Origin of the sequence: Thiovibrio frasassiensis, assembly GCF_029607905.1 — a bacterium.
Taxonomy (GTDB): domain Bacteria; phylum Desulfobacterota; class Desulfobulbia; order Desulfobulbales; family Desulfurivibrionaceae; genus Thiovibrio; species Thiovibrio frasassiensis.
Map to the genome: position 1 here is coordinate 1568405 of NZ_JAPHEH010000001.1, position 13770 is coordinate 1582174.

The 13770-nt window shown below is 57.0% G+C and carries 13 protein-coding genes; 11 read left to right on the top strand and 2 right to left on the bottom strand.

Annotated elements, in window-relative coordinates:
* The first annotated feature begins 27 nt into the window (after nucleotides 1–27).
* From kdsA to recQ, 11 genes are all read left to right on the top strand, one after another.
* Entirely contained in the window at nucleotides 28–870 is an 843-nt protein-coding gene (kdsA, locus tag OLX77_RS07455; RefSeq protein ID WP_307632965.1) for a 3-deoxy-8-phosphooctulonate synthase, read from the top strand.
* Nucleotides 867–1511: a KdsC family phosphatase gene (locus tag OLX77_RS07460; RefSeq protein ID WP_307632966.1), complete on the top strand. Its 645-nt coding sequence runs from the start codon at nucleotides 867–869 to the stop codon at nucleotides 1509–1511. The genes kdsA and OLX77_RS07460 overlap by 4 nt, the downstream gene beginning before the upstream one ends.
* Nucleotides 1508–2086 carry an LPS export ABC transporter periplasmic protein LptC gene (lptC, locus tag OLX77_RS07465; protein WP_307632967.1) on the top strand — a complete coding sequence of 193 codons (579 nt, stop codon included), beginning with the start codon at nucleotides 1508–1510 and terminating at the stop codon, nucleotides 2084–2086. The genes OLX77_RS07460 and lptC overlap by 4 nt, the downstream gene beginning before the upstream one ends.
* Nucleotides 2087–2147: 61 nt before the next feature.
* Entirely contained in the window at nucleotides 2148–2855 is a 708-nt protein-coding gene (gene pyrF / locus OLX77_RS07470) for an orotidine-5'-phosphate decarboxylase (protein ID WP_307632968.1), read from the top strand.
* 223 nt (nucleotides 2856–3078) lie between these two features.
* Nucleotides 3079–3327 (top strand): hypothetical protein, encoded by a 249-nt coding sequence (locus OLX77_RS07475; protein WP_307632969.1) that lies wholly within the window; start codon nucleotides 3079–3081, stop codon nucleotides 3325–3327.
* A gap of 190 nt (nucleotides 3328–3517) precedes the next feature.
* Nucleotides 3518–3970 carry an outer membrane protein assembly factor BamD gene (locus OLX77_RS07480; RefSeq protein ID WP_307632970.1) on the top strand — a complete coding sequence of 151 codons (453 nt, stop codon included), beginning with the start codon at nucleotides 3518–3520 and terminating at the stop codon, nucleotides 3968–3970.
* Between the two features lie 104 nt (nucleotides 3971–4074).
* Nucleotides 4075–4965 carry an NAD(P)/FAD-dependent oxidoreductase gene (locus tag OLX77_RS07485; RefSeq protein ID WP_307632971.1) on the top strand — a complete coding sequence of 297 codons (891 nt, stop codon included), beginning with the start codon at nucleotides 4075–4077 and terminating at the stop codon, nucleotides 4963–4965.
* Nucleotides 4966–5102: 137 nt separating this feature from the next.
* Nucleotides 5103–5399 carry a hypothetical protein gene (locus OLX77_RS07490; RefSeq protein WP_307632972.1) on the top strand — a complete coding sequence of 99 codons (297 nt, stop codon included), beginning with the start codon at nucleotides 5103–5105 and terminating at the stop codon, nucleotides 5397–5399.
* A gap of 17 nt (nucleotides 5400–5416) precedes the next feature.
* Entirely contained in the window at nucleotides 5417–7123 is a 1707-nt protein-coding gene (locus OLX77_RS07495; RefSeq protein ID WP_307632973.1) for a 2-oxoacid:acceptor oxidoreductase subunit alpha, read from the top strand.
* A complete protein-coding gene (locus tag OLX77_RS07500) occupies nucleotides 7120–7971 on the top strand; it encodes a 2-oxoacid:ferredoxin oxidoreductase subunit beta (RefSeq protein ID WP_307632974.1) in 852 nt (283 codons plus the stop codon). The genes OLX77_RS07495 and OLX77_RS07500 overlap by 4 nt, the downstream gene beginning before the upstream one ends.
* 129 nt (nucleotides 7972–8100) lie before the next feature.
* A complete protein-coding gene (recQ, locus tag OLX77_RS07505) occupies nucleotides 8101–9915 on the top strand; it encodes a DNA helicase RecQ (protein WP_307634067.1) in 1815 nt (604 codons plus the stop codon).
* A gap of 7 nt (nucleotides 9916–9922) precedes the next feature.
* Here the strand turns inward: recQ and OLX77_RS07510 are convergent, their stop codons facing one another.
* A complete protein-coding gene (locus tag OLX77_RS07510) occupies nucleotides 9923–10405 on the bottom strand; it encodes a NanQ anomerase/TabA/YiaL family protein (RefSeq protein WP_307632975.1) in 483 nt (160 codons plus the stop codon).
* A gap of 40 nt (nucleotides 10406–10445) precedes the next feature.
* A complete protein-coding gene (locus OLX77_RS07515; protein ID WP_307632976.1) occupies nucleotides 10446–13709 on the bottom strand; it encodes a DUF748 domain-containing protein in 3264 nt (1087 codons plus the stop codon).
* Nucleotides 13710–13770 lie beyond the last annotated feature (61 nt).

Sequence of the window (13770 nt, forward strand, 5' to 3'; positions counted from 1 at the left end):
CGAATACATCCAAGAAGGAGAACGAAAGTGGAGTCAGTTCGTATCCCGGAATTTTTTGAGGTCGGTCCCAACCGGCCTTTTTTATTGATCGGCGGCCCGTGCGTTATCGAATCGGCGGCTCTCTGCCGCGAAGTTGCCGCCGGTCTTCAGGAGATCTGCGGGCGGCTCGGCATCTCCTACATGTTCAAGGCCTCGTTTGACAAGGCCAACCGGACCTCGCTGGATGCCTTCCGTGGCCCCGGTCTGGATGAAGGGTTGCAGATCCTGGCCGATATCCGCCGGGATTTTGGCGTGCCGGTGGTTTCCGATGTGCATGAGGTGGCTCAGGTCGGGCCTGCGGCCGAGGTGTTGGACGTCTTGCAGATCCCGGCCTTTCTCTGTCGCCAGACCGATCTTCTGGTGGCCGCGGCCCAAAGCGGCAAGGTGGTGAGCCTTAAAAAAGGTCAGTTTGTCTCCCCCTGGGATATGCGGCATGCGGTGAACAAGATCAAGGCGGTGGCTAAAAATCGGCTGATGCTCATGGAGCGGGGCACCACTTTTGGTTACAATAATCTGGTTGTCGACATGCGCGCCCTGCCGGTGATGCGCTCTTTCGGTTGTCCTGTTATCTACGATGCCACCCACAGCGTCCAGCTGCCCGGTGGGGCAGGCTCCAGCTCCGGCGGGCAACGGGAGTTCATTCCCACCCTGGCTCGGGCTGCGGTGGCCGCCGGGATCGATGGTTTGTTCATGGAGATCCATCCCGATCCGGCCAAGGCGTTGTGCGATGGACCCAACTCCATGCCGCTTGCCGGGGTGGAGCCCCTGCTCGCCCATTTGCTCGAGATCCATACCCTCATCCAGCGCCAAGTCGCGGAGGGGGAGGGATGACCGATTCCGGTTCCTGCTCAATTCCGGGCGGGCAGTATCCTTCCGACTGCGAGATCACCGAGGGGCTGCGCCAGCGGGCCATGTCTCGGCAGGGCCAGGAAGAGCGTGGCTATGCCTGGCGGGCCTGTTTGCCCAAGGCCAAAGAGATCCAGCTCCTGCTCCTTGATGTGGACGGGGTGCTCACCGACGGCACCATTGTGTACGGCAATGGGGAGACAGAACTTAAGGGGTTCAACATCAAGGATGGGTTCGGCATCACCCTTCTCCGGGAAGCCGGAGTGGAGGTGGGCATCATTACCGCCCGCCGATCCGAAGCGGTGGCGCGTCGAGCGCAGGATCTGAAGCTCGCCCATGTCTATCAAGGAGTGCGGAATAAGATCGAGGCATTTTCCGAGATTCTCGCCGCCCAGAATCTCACCCCCCAACAGATCGCTTATATGGGAGATGATTGGTTGGATCTCCCTCTGCTCAGCCGGGTGGGGCTTGCCGCCACCGTGGCGGACGCAGCGGTCGAGGTTCGGGAGATCGCCCATTATGTGACCAGGCAGGCAGGAGGGAGGGGGGCGGTGCGCGAAGTGTGTGAATTGATCATCGAGGCCAAGGGCATGCGGGCAGAGCTGTTTGCGAGGTATCTGCGATGATGACCGGCTATCGTAATCTCCTGTGGTTGCTGCCTGTCTCCCTCTTGTTGTTTTGGCCGGTGTGGGGCGGTACGCTTTCTCGGCTTCTGGCGCCGCGCGGCGGGTTGGAAGCGCCCGGCACCCTGGCCCCACCCCAGGCAGCCGGCAAGGATGATGCGGGGTTTATGATGGATAACGTCTTGTTTTCTCAGCTAAAAAACGGAAGCCGGGATTGGGAGATTCAGGCCAAACACCTGTATACCGGAAAAGATCAGGATAGAATGCAACTGGAAGCAGTGGAAGCGCAGGTTTTTAAAAACGATAAGCGCAAATTTGTTATCACCGGCAAGGAAGGCGAATACAACAGCAAGAAAAAAATCCTCATCCTGCGAAACCAGGTCAGGGTGCAGGCCGAGAATGGCTTTTTGGTGCAGTCCGACTCCCTCAGCTATGATGACCAAACCCGGAAGATCACGACCGCGGCGCCGGTGCAGATTACCGATAAAGGCATCGGTATCCAGGGCAAGGGGATTGATTATGATATGCAGAAGGAATCCTACGATGTCCGTGGCCGGGTGAAGGTGGATATCCATTAGGCTGGCAGCCGCGAGCCCAAGGGGCTAGGCACAAGGCGAAAAAAAAGGAAAAAGGTAGCGCGTGAAAGATATCCCTTTGAAAGAACGGATCATCCTGGCTCTTGATGTGGAAACATCGGAGCAGGCCAAGGAACTGGTAAAAAAAACCGAATCCCACCTGGGCTTTTACAAGGTCGGGTTGCAGCTGTTCATGGCCGACTGGTTTCAGACCGTTGACTGGTTGGTGGACCGGGGTCATAAGGTGATGCTTGATCTCAAATTCTTCGATATCCCGGAAACCGTCAAGCTGGCCGTGGCCCAGCTGAGAAAACACGGGGTGAGTCTGGCCACCGTCCACGGCAATGATGCGATCATCCGGGCGGCGTTGGAGGAGAAAGGCGAGATTAAGCTGCTGGCTGTGACCGTGCTCACCAGTTTTGGCGAAGAAGACCTGCGGGCCATGGGCATGACCCAGTCCATTGAGGATCTCGTCTATTTCCGGGCCAAACGGGCATTGGAACTTGGCTGTGACGGGGTGGTTTCCTCGGGGCTCGAAGCGGCTCGGCTGCGGGGGGGGCTCGGTGATCGACTGCTCCTGGTCACCCCCGGGATCCGACCGGGGGCCAATGTACTTGACTCCGGGGACGATCAGACCCGGATCATGACCGCGGGCCGCGCCATCACAAGCGGTGCCGATCAGGTGGTTGTGGGGAGGCCCATCTCCAGGGCGGCGGATCCCATTGCGGTTATTGAAGCCATGCAGCAGGAGATCGCTCGAGTGTTTCAGTAAGTAAAACGCCTGCCATATTTTTGGTTCTCAAAATTTCCCCCTTCTCCGGTTTTTTGCGGAAAGAGTAACGGTTCTTTTTCGCGAGTGAAAAGAAATTTCCCCAGCCAAGCCCATCGGGACGAGCCTCCCGGACAATCTCACCCCTCTCCATTTACTTTCAGAACCAGAATACCTATACTAAAAAATAAGAACCCCCAATAACCGGTCAACAGGAGGAAAAGCCATGCACACCAAAGAAGAACTGTGTGAGAAGATCAAGGCGGTTTTCCCGGAGATAGGCGCTTGCGGCATTGACCTTATGGTTGATTACGACGAATCGAATAAGGCCTGGGTTGTTGATCTCAAGAAGGACCAGCATGAGCTCAAAACTTTTTTGGAAGATTCCGAGGCGCAACAATGCATGGACGGCAAGCAATGTGTGTCGCTGGGGCTGCAGATCGGTCAACTCAGGAAGAATATAGAACAATTGTAGCAGGGGCGACGGCCCTTGTCGCAGGCTGGTGTAACAAGGTGTTTATCCACTAATAACGCGAGGAGGGACAACCATGACGGCAAAGGTCCAATGGCGAACGGAAATGGACGATGCCCTGTGTCAGGGGCAAAAAGCAGGCAAACCGATTTTGCTCGATTTTTTCAACCCCAACTGAATTGGCTGTCAACAGATGGATACAGTTACGTATCCCGAAAGCAAGGTTGTCCGTTTCATCGAAGAAAATTTTATCCCGCTCCGGCTTCTGTCGGATAGCAAGCCCTATTCGGCGAAGTTCAATGTCAAGTGGACTCCCACCTTGATAATTCTGAGTCCGGAAGCTCAGGAACACCATCGAACCGTTGGGTTCTTTGGCTCCGAAGAGTTGATTCCTTCGCTCTTGCTGGGACTTGGCAAATATCATTATGAAAATGATCGATTTGACGAGGCGCTGATCCGTTTGGAGCAGCTGGTTGCCGGATATGGCATAAGCAGCAGTGCGCCGGAGGCTGTTTTTCTGATCGGTGTCTGCAGCTACAAACGGTCGCATGATCCCAAACCGTTGAAAGATGCCTATGAAAAGCTGAACGCCGCTTTTCCCGACAGCGAGTGGGCAAAACGCGCCTATCCTTATCGGCTTCTCTGATTCACTGGCGTGACGGAAAGGCCGGGGCCGTGCGGCTCCCGGCTGATCCGTACCGCACGCTGTAAACGATTTCCTGCCACCGGGGGGATGCCCAGGAAAGACCTATGGAAGAAAAAAGCTGCGATTGCATCATTATCGGGGCTGGGCCTGGCGGTTTGCAGGCAGCCATCCATCTTTCCCGCTATAACCGGAAGGTCATTCTCCTTGATCAGGGCGGCGGTCGGACCCGCCATGCCCTGCACATTGAAAATTATCTCGGCCTTGAAATCACCTCAGGCAAAGAACTCGTCGATACCGGCATCAAGCAGATCCAATCGTTCGGCGCTGAATTTCGGCGGGAGCATGTCGCCTCGGTGATGGCCGAAAATGGCTTTAGCGTGACCACGGAAAAAGGCCGGTATCAGGCACCCTATCTCATCGTTTCTTGCGGAGTTGTGGAGAATCTTCCCAAAATCAAAGGGATGAATAAATTTTTCAGCCGGGCCATTTTTACCTGTGTTGACTGCGACGGGTATCATACCACCGGCAAGAAACTCGTCATCCTCGGCGATTCTCTCGATGCCATGCGCCTTGCCTTTGCCATGCGGCAGATGTTTACCCCGGATATCACCCTCATTCTCCCGGCCGGACTCATGCCGGACGACCACGCCGAACTGCTGGCCGAAGACGGTATTGCCTTTCTTGCTGGTGTGCCCCAGGAGTTTCTTGGTGACACGGCGTTGACCGGAGTGAAGCTGGCGGACGGACAGGAGATTGTCTGCGAGGTGGTGATGCTCAGTTATGATTACACCTTAAACGACTCGTGTCTTGCCGGGCTTTCTCTTGAAAGGGATGGCAACGGAACCCAGATTTCAACCTCCCCAGGCTGCGAAACGTCTGTTCAAAATCTCTTTGCCCTCGGCGCTCTCAAAGCAGGCAAGGCCCAGGCTATTATTGCCGCTGGTCAGGGTGCCATGGTGGGTATTGAGATCAACCACCGGCTCCTGGGGCTGTGAACAGATCTGCCGACGAAAGAAAAAATCGTGTTTTTTTGTTGTACGTTCTCGATAGATTTTCTGTTGTGCCACCCTCGTTGGGGGGCGGTTTTTTCCCCGTCCATTGACCATGAACCATCCAAACAAGGAGGAGAATCATGAAACGTCAGGTTGAAATGGAAGAAACCATGCTTCGTGCGCATCGGGATTTTTTGAAAAATCTCGGAAAGTCCCTCAATCTCGTGGCTCAAGACATCGACGAGGCCGGAGAGATGGCGCATATCTGCACCAAAGAGTGGTGCCTGGCCACTGAGGGAGTCCTCGACGAGCTGGCCAAAGTTGTCTTCGCGATTAGCGAACCGCGCTGGCTTTCCAAGGAGGACTCCAAGAAGATCAGCGAACTGCGTCACCGTATCCATGAGCTGTATGCCAAGTACAAAGGAGTCAAAAAATAGGGCAAGGAGCCACCATCATGCCACCAGATATTCATCTTCTTATTGGCGGCGAAGCCGGTCAGGGCCTGGTGACTATCGGTCAGCTGCTCAGTAAGGCGCTGGTCCGGGCCGGTTATGAGGTTTTCGTCAGCCAGAGTTATCATTCCAGGATCCGCGGCGGCCACAATACCTTTTCCATCCGGCTGGGTGCGGGGCCTTTTTTTGCGCCCCGCGAGTCCATTGATATCCTGGTGGCGCTCAATGCCGAAACCGTGGATATCCATCGCGGCCAGCTGAACGGCCAGGCGCTGCTTATTGCCGATGCAAGCTTCGCTCCTAACCTGCCGGGCACAATTTCAGTGCCTTTTGTTGAGCTTGGTCCGGAACATCTGTGGAATACAGCAGCTCTCGGTCTGCTTGGCAAGATACTGGAACTTCCTTTTGATGCGCTTTACCAAGCCGTGGAGGCTGCGCTCGGGAAAAAACATCCGGAAACCCTTGTCGAAAATAAGGGGGTTTTGGAAAAAAGCTGGGAGTGGGCTGCCGCCCATGTGTCGGGGCATGGATTTATTCTCACGGGCGGGGCTCTTGCTGCGGATCGTCTTTTGCTTAACGGCAACCAGGCCATTGCCTTGGGTGCTCTGGCTGGCGGGCTCAAGTTCTGCGCTTTTTATCCCATGACCCCGGCCACCTCCATTGTTCTTGAGCTGATTGTCCACGCCGAGACCATGGGCTGCGTGTTCGAGCAGGCGGAGGACGAGATCGGTGCCATCAATATGGCTATCGGTGCATCTTTTGCCGGAGCGCCTTCCATGGTAGCCACCTCGGGCGGTGGTTTTGCCCTGATGGCCGAAGGCGTCAGCCTGGCGGCCATGACCGAAACGCCGGTGCTGATCGCGGTGGCCCAACGGCCAGGTCCAGCCACCGGGATGCCAACCCGCACCGAGCAAGGAGATCTGGAGTTCGTGCTGCATGCCGGTCATGGTGAATTTCCCCGGGCAATTTTTGCTCCGGGCAGCATTGAGTCTTGCTTCCATCTTACCCAAAAAGCATTAGCGGTGGCCGAGCGCTCCCAATCGCCGGTCTTTCTCCTGACCGATCAGTTTCTCGCCGACTCTGCCAGGCCTGTCGTACTTTTTGACACGGCGGCCAGCAGTCCGGTAGTGGCGGGAATCGAGCCAGGTGATATGCCGATTCCCTACCAGCGCTATCGTCTCACGGAAAATGGACTCTCTCCACGCCTTCTCCCGGGGCTGTCAACGCATCTGGTGGTGGCGGACAGTGATGAGCATGACGAAGACGGCCATATAAGCGAGGACCACGGGGTGCGCATCGCCATGATGGAGAAACGGCTTCGCAAAATAGAGCTTCTCAAGCAGGAAGTTGTTGCCCCCACGCTTGCAGGGGAAAAAGGAACGGATATTCTTTTTGTTAATTGGGGATCCAGCCAGGGGCCTGTCCTGGAAGCGGCCGCCAGTCTCCGCGGGCAGGGGAAGAGTGTCGCCAGCCTGCATTTTTCCCAAGTGTGGCCCCTGGTCCCGCCCCAGTTTCTCGACATCCTGCAGGCAGCCGGGGAAGTGGTCTGTGTAGAAGGCAACGCCACCGGCCAGTTCGCCCGGCTCATCCAACGGGAAGCAGGCTTTGTCATGAACAGGCGAATAGCGCGTTATGACGGCCTGCCTTTTACTGCCCGCTATATTCTTGACAGTCTGGAAACCACTGTAAGCCTGGAGGCCGGAATATGATATCCGTTGAAGACTACGGCAAATATGAGACAGCCTGGTGCCCGGGCTGCGGCAATTTTGGCATTCTCAATTCCCTGAAAAAAGCCCTCGTTGCCTGCGGGCTCGCACCCCATCAGGTTTTGCTGGTCTCCGGCATTGGACAGGCGGCAAAGACTCCGCATTATCTCAAGGCAAATGTTTTTAACGGCCTGCATGGGCGCAGTCTGCCGGTGGCGATCGGGGCAAAGCTTGCTAATCCGGAGCTTACGGTAATTGCCGAAAGCGGCGATGGCTGCATGTACGGGGAGGGGGGCAATCATTTCCTGGCGGCATTGCGCCGGAATGTCGATCTTACCATCCTGGCGCATGACAACCGGGTGTACGGTCTCACCAAGGGGCAGGCCAGCCCCACTTCGGAGAAGGGTTTTGTGACCAAGGCCCAGCCCCATGGCGCTTTTGCTGCGACTTTCAATCCGGTGGCGGTGGCGGTTACCATGGGCGCCTCTTTCGTGGCGCGTGGCTATGCCGGCTTGCCGGAGCATCTTGCCGGACTCATCGCGCAAGCCATCAATCATCGGGGCACGGCTCTGGTTGATATTCTGCAACCGTGCGTGTCGTTCAACAAGGTCAACACCTACACATGGTACAAGGAACATTGTTATACGCTTGCTGAGGATTATGATCCTCGCAACCATGCACAGGCCATCGCCACCGCGTTGGAATTCGGCGAGCGCATTCCCCTCGGCGTTATTTACAAAAAAGAAGAGGCCCTTTTTGAGGATCAATTTCCGGTTCTCCAGAACGGGCCGCTTGCCGGGCAGGAGGTTTCCCGAGAAGGGTTGCGGCAGATTATGCAGGGTTATCTTTAGGGAAACCCCAGGATATAACGCCATTGCGAGGATAATTTTTTGGATAGGCGATAAATGGTAGCGGGAGTGTTGGTGTGATGGGTATGATCAAAGATCATTTAAAAATATGGAAGAGGATTTTTGAATCGCATGAATGGCACCCCGCTGGAAAGCCTCAAGAAAATCTTCGGCTATACCACCTTTCGTCCTCCGCAACAGGAGATCATCGAGGGTCTCATCCGGGGTGAAGACGCCTTTGTCCTGATGCCCACCGGCGGCGGCAAATCTCTGTGTTATCAGATTCCGGCCCTGCACCGTCCGGGCGTGGGGATCGTGGTTTCTCCCCTGATTTCCCTGATGAAGGATCAGGTGGATGCCCTTGTCGCCTGCGGGGTCCGGGCGGCTTTTTACAACTCTTCCCTGAAAAGCGAGGAGGCCCGTCAGGTTCTTGCCCTGCTGCACCGGGAGGAGCTGGATCTGCTCTATGTCGCGCCGGAGCGTTTGATGAGCGAGGGGTTTGTCGAACGGCTGCGCGAGATCCCCATTGCCCTGTTCGCCATCGACGAAGCGCACTGTATCTCCCAGTGGGGGCATGACTTTCGCCCGGAATACGCCAAGCTTGGCCAACTGCGCCAGCTCTTTCCCAAGATCCCCCTGATCGCCCTCACCGCCACGGCCGAGCCCCATACCCGCAAGGACATTCTCGAGCGTCTGGGCTTAAGCCCTTCCCAGTGCTATGTCTCCGGTTTTGACCGGCCCAATATCCGCTACACCGTGTTGCAAAAATTGAAGCCCTTTGCCCAACTCAGCAATTTTTTGCAGGGGCGTCGGGAAGAGGCGGGAATCGTCTACTGTCTGAGCCGGAAACGGGTGGAGAAGGTGAGCGAGCAGCTGCGGGATGCCGGGTTTTCCGCAGCCTCGTACCACGCCGGCTTGCCGGCGGCGCAGCGGCAACGGGTGCAGGAGGATTTTCTCCGGGACGATGTTCGGATCATTGTGGCCACGGTGGCTTTCGGCATGGGCATCGACAAATCCAATATCCGCTATGTGGTGCATTACGATATCCCCAAGAACATCGAAAGCTATTATCAGGAAACAGGCCGCGCCGGCCGGGACGGGTTGGCGGCGGAAGCGCTGCTCCTCTTCGGCTACGGCGACATCGTTTTGGCCCGGAGCCTGATCGAGAACAGCGATAACCCGGAACAGAAGCGGATTGAACTGCACAAGCTCAACACCATGGTGGGCTTTGCCGAGGCCTTGAGCTGTCGGCGGCAGGTGTTGCTCGGTTATTTCGGCGACCGTCTGGAGCAGGATTGTGGGAATTGCGATATCTGTCTCAACCCGCCGGAGCTTGTCGATGTGACCGAAGACGCCCGCAAGGCGCTCTCCTGTGTTTTTCGGGTGGATCAGCGTTTCGGGGTCGGGCATGTGATCGAGGTGTTGCGCGGCTCAAAAAAAGAGCGCCTCCTGCAGCTGGGGCATGACCACCTTTCCACCTACGGCATCGGCGCGGAGAAAAGTCAGGAGTACTGGGGCAGCGTCCTCAGGCATCTGGTGCAGCAGGGGTATCTGGAGCAGGACGTGTCCAATTACTCGGTGCTCAAGTTGAGTGAGTCGGCCCGGCCCGTGCTGCGCGGCGAGCAAACACTCAGGATGGCGAAACCCAGGGCGAAGACGGTTGCCCTGCCCAAGGCGGTGCGGCGCAAGGTCGGCGATATTGAGTACAATCAGGAGCTTTTCGACTCGCTGCGCGCAGTGCGGAAAGGATTGGCCGATGCGGCCGGGGTGCCGCCCTTTGTTATTTTCAGCGATGTTGCTCTGGCGGAGATGGCGGCCCATCTGCCCACCGATACCGAGGCTTTCTTGCAAATCCACGGGGTCGGCGCCCATAAGCTCGAACGGTACGGGGCGGATTTTCTTGGCGAGATCCAGCGGTTTTGCAGGACAACGGCTGGGGAGGGGTGAGGGATTTTCAGGTGCGGGGATATCCCGAGAGAAGATGCATGCCGATCTTCACCACCACCTTCTTGGTGAAAACAGGAGCTTCTCCGGTCATGAGCGAGGGCATATGCGCATCGTGGGGAAACAGGGCCATGAAATCTCCGGGGAAGAGGTCCACCCGCAACAACCCCTGCCTGGGGTGTTTGTATAATTCCGCATCCAGGGATGCGTCATAGGGCACAGCAATCTCCAGGGCATCGGCCGGGCTCCAGCCAATCCCCTCGTCTCCTGTAATCACCATTTGAATATCCAGATATTTCCGGTGCGCTTCAATCTCGGCTGTTTCCGGAGAGCAGGTTTCATAGCGCATGACAATGGCGAAGAGGTCGTCGCCCTGCAAGGGGTATTTCTTTTCTTCCGCATCGGGTTTCAAGGAAAGGAGAAAATCGAAGGCCAATTGCCATGGGTTGCCAAAGGGGTACGAATTATAATTGGCTAAACGATCAACGATCATGGGTGGGAAGTCCTGATATTTTTTTTGTAAAGCGCAACATTCAGCGCAGGCTCAATTCCAGCTTGGCAGGGACAGCTCCGTCCTGTGCCTCGCTCTGTACAGATGGACCGGCGGTTATCCGGTCAGAGTTTTCTCCCGACCGCGCCGTAAGATCCTGGATAATCGCCAACCCCCGTTGTTCCGCCAGATTCTGCAGCTCCGGCTGGGGTAGGGGCGCTGTCTCCACCAAATAGTCAAACAGGTCCCGGTAGAAAGGGCAATCCCCGCTCCCCTTGCCGAACAAGGCCAGCGCCGGGTTGACCCGCTTGACCTTTTTGCCGGTACTCTCTTCATATTTGCTCTGAAAGACCGCCAACTCGTTGCCGGCAAGTTTTTCCAGGGCGCGCTGGGTTTTGGCGTTGTCATAGGCCAGCGGTCCCCGCTGTACCCCAAGTTTTTGCACCAGGGTTCGCCGCAGGTGCGAGGATTTCAGGGCCTTGCCGTCAAGGAGAGGGTCAAAGCCGCCATGGACGATGAGTTGGAGCTGATCCCGCTTGCCGAGAGCCTCGGCCACATCTTTAAGTTTTTCCTGCTCCGGTGGGGCCAGTTCTGCCCGGCCGGGTTCGAAGAGGATCGCATCCATATTTTCGGATTTGGAGCCGAACAGGGAGCCCAAGGCGCGAAACGGGGAGGTCACAACCTTGCTGAGCAGATTGAACAGCGCCTGTCGGATGACCTGCCCGTAGGAGAATTCCGGATGATCGATATTGCCGCGGATGGGCACGGCGACATCGATCTTGCCCTCGCTGTCGGTGAGCAGGGCAATGGCCAGATCCAAGGGCAGATCCATGGCGCTTGGGCTTTCGACCCGGTCGCCCAGGGTGAAATCTTCCAGGACCACCGAGTTCTCGCCCAGCAGTTCGCTCTCCTTGATCTTGTAGCCCAGGTCGAGGTTGAGTTTGCCCGAGGCAATGGTTCGCCCGGCGAAGGTTACGCTGTATGGGGACAGGGGGGACATGGCGACATTGCGGAAGGTAACCGTGATGTCGGTGAATTGCTTGGGATTGGACGGGACCAGGGAGCCCTTGGCCTTGGCCTGGCCGAACTCGCCGACCCGCCCTGCGAACTTGAGTGAGGCGCTGCTGTCTGGCTTTGTGGAGAGGTCGGTGGCTGCGCCCTTAAACTGCTCAATTCGGGTAGCAAAGGGCAGGACTAGGCTGAGGTCGGCAAAATCAATCACCCCGTTTTTGAGACGGATCCGTTCCACCGCAACGGGAAAAGGGGACTTCTCTGTTTCTTCCGGTTCGGGTTCGGTTGTCTGTTTACGGACCTTGGCAAGATTAACGGATTTGTCTTGGAAGATGGTGATTTTAGCCTCAGGCTTTTCAATTCGTATCTCTTTGATGGTAAGGCGGTCCGGGTTGAGGCCGAAGTCAATCCCGTTGGCGGCAAGTTCCTTCCAGGCCAGAAAGCGGGCGGTGGTATGCTCCTCGTTGAGCAGCAGTTTGCCAATCGTTGCCTCGCCCGCCAAGGTGAGCGCCGCAGGGGTTTCCGCCAGACCATAGAGCAGGTGCGTGTTTAGCGAGAGGTTGCCGGAAACCAGGGCCAAGGCTGCATGCTCTGTAATCAGGGAGGCAAGGGGCTTGAGGTTCATCTCGGTGATCCCGATTTGGCCTTCGAGTTGGCCGAGTTGTCCGCCTGCGCCTGCTTGAGATATGGTTCCGCTCAGGCGGGCCGAGCCGCCTTGGCGTATTCCTGCCTGAGCCTCGAAGGTTACCGGTTTGTCGGTGGGACTGCCAAAATCCTTCACTTGCGCCTTCAGGTCGGTCAGATCATAGGTCAGGGGCGGTTTGTTTTTCTGGTCAGCGTACCCAAGATGGAACCCGGAAACGTCGAGCTGGTTCAGAGCCAATTTCCAGGGACTTTTTTTGCCGGAACTGGCGTCTGGTGGTGTTTGTTTCGCGCCGCCCTCGGGGCGGGCCTTTCGCCCTGCGGATGTGCTGCGGCCGCCCGGATTTCGGATATAGGACATTCCTCCGCCGACAAAAGCAAGCCGTTTGATCGAGGCTTCCTGGCGGCCAAGATCGAGGCTGCCCCCGGTCACGGAGATGGCCAAGTCCGCTTCCAGGCTGATGGGGGCGGGGCGGTTTGCCTCGCTGTAGCGCAGGCTAAGGTCGGTGGCGGTAAAAGAATTGATGTCAATCCGCCAGGGAACCGTTTGCTCTTTGGCGGGGATGGCTTTGGTTGGCGGGGGAGTAGGTGCTCTCTTGGCAAGCCTCTGCCAGTTGCCGATTCCTGCCTTGTTGATTTGGGCCGAGAGCTGTCCACCCGAGAGGATGATGGAAGGGAAAAGTATCTTGTGGGTGACAAAGTCGATCTCTCCCTCCGAGGCGGAGAGGTTTTTTAGCTGCAAGAGCGGCTGGGGCGCGCCTTTTTCGCGGAGCGAAATATCCTGGAGCGTCAGGCTGATGGGGTTCAGGCGCAAAGCGGCTGAACCATCCTTGGAGGAGAAATTATAGCTTGCGGTGAGTTGGGCCGTCCCGGTGGGTTTCTCCAGGTTCAACCGGTCCTGGAAAAAGTTCCAGGCCGTGGCGGAGCTGAATCCCTTGATCTCGATGGTGCCGGTGGCCGAGAGCGGCTGGAGCGCCATTTTGCCCTGCCAGTCAAGGGTGCCGCCGTCAGGCAAGGTTGCGGAAACAGCGTAGGTGCCGTGATGCGCGGGAATGGTGGAGATGTCGTTGAACTTAAGGGCGATGGGTGTGATCGTGGTCTCGGTTGGTTGTGTTTTAGAAAGGTCAACGATCCGCACCGTGCCGCCGGATAGCGCCAGATGCTGCAGAAGCAAACGGGGCAAGACCTTTTTTTCCGCCGTCGGCGGCGCTTCGGACTGCGGGAGCCTCTCGAGAAGTTGTGTCAGGTTGAGGCGGCCATCCGCATCGATCACCAGGTGCAGGGAGGGGCTTTCGATAACAAGATTCCCGAAGGTCCAGGCGCGGCGGAAAAGAGTCGTCAGCTCGAAGTCGAGGAAGAGCCGTTGTACGGAAAGGATCGGCACCTCTTCCTTAAATTGCAGGCTGAGCTCCTTTGCCTCGCAGGTGAAGAGCAAGGGATTGATCCGGACCTTGCCGAGGTGTAGCTGGAGATGAAGCTGTTTTTCCGCATATTGCGGGGCGTAGCGGGTGATGAGATAAGGTGCCAGGAAAAATCCGGCCAGGGCATAGACGGTCAGGAGCGAGGCGAGGCTGAGCCCCAGGATACCGAGACGGCGGCGCCAGACTGGCAACAGGGAAAATAGTGGTCGGCCTGTTTCGGGACTCTCGGGCATAGCTTGTTCCTTGCAAGGCACACTTGAAGCGGCGGGAAAGTATTTTTTTTAGGCCGCACCC

Coding starts and splice junctions, on each gene's coding strand:
- OLX77_RS07500 (WP_307632974.1), top strand. CDS start 7,120: ATGATATCCGTTGAAGACTACGGCAAATATGAGACAGCCTGGTGCCCG.
- OLX77_RS07480 (WP_307632970.1), top strand. CDS start 3,518: ATGGATACAGTTACGTATCCCGAAAGCAAGGTTGTCCGTTTCATCGAA.
- OLX77_RS07460 (WP_307632966.1), top strand. CDS start 867: ATGACCGATTCCGGTTCCTGCTCAATTCCGGGCGGGCAGTATCCTTCC.
- OLX77_RS07475 (WP_307632969.1), top strand. CDS start 3,079: ATGCACACCAAAGAAGAACTGTGTGAGAAGATCAAGGCGGTTTTCCCG.
- lptC (WP_307632967.1), top strand. CDS start 1,508: ATGATGACCGGCTATCGTAATCTCCTGTGGTTGCTGCCTGTCTCCCTC.
- OLX77_RS07490 (WP_307632972.1), top strand. CDS start 5,103: ATGAAACGTCAGGTTGAAATGGAAGAAACCATGCTTCGTGCGCATCGG.
- recQ (WP_307634067.1), top strand. CDS start 8,101: ATGAATGGCACCCCGCTGGAAAGCCTCAAGAAAATCTTCGGCTATACC.
- OLX77_RS07510 (WP_307632975.1), bottom strand. CDS start 10,405: ATGATCGTTGATCGTTTAGCCAATTATAATTCGTACCCCTTTGGCAAC.
- OLX77_RS07495 (WP_307632973.1), top strand. CDS start 5,417: ATGCCACCAGATATTCATCTTCTTATTGGCGGCGAAGCCGGTCAGGGC.
- OLX77_RS07485 (WP_307632971.1), top strand. CDS start 4,075: ATGGAAGAAAAAAGCTGCGATTGCATCATTATCGGGGCTGGGCCTGGC.
- OLX77_RS07515 (WP_307632976.1), bottom strand. CDS start 13,709: ATGCCCGAGAGTCCCGAAACAGGCCGACCACTATTTTCCCTGTTGCCA.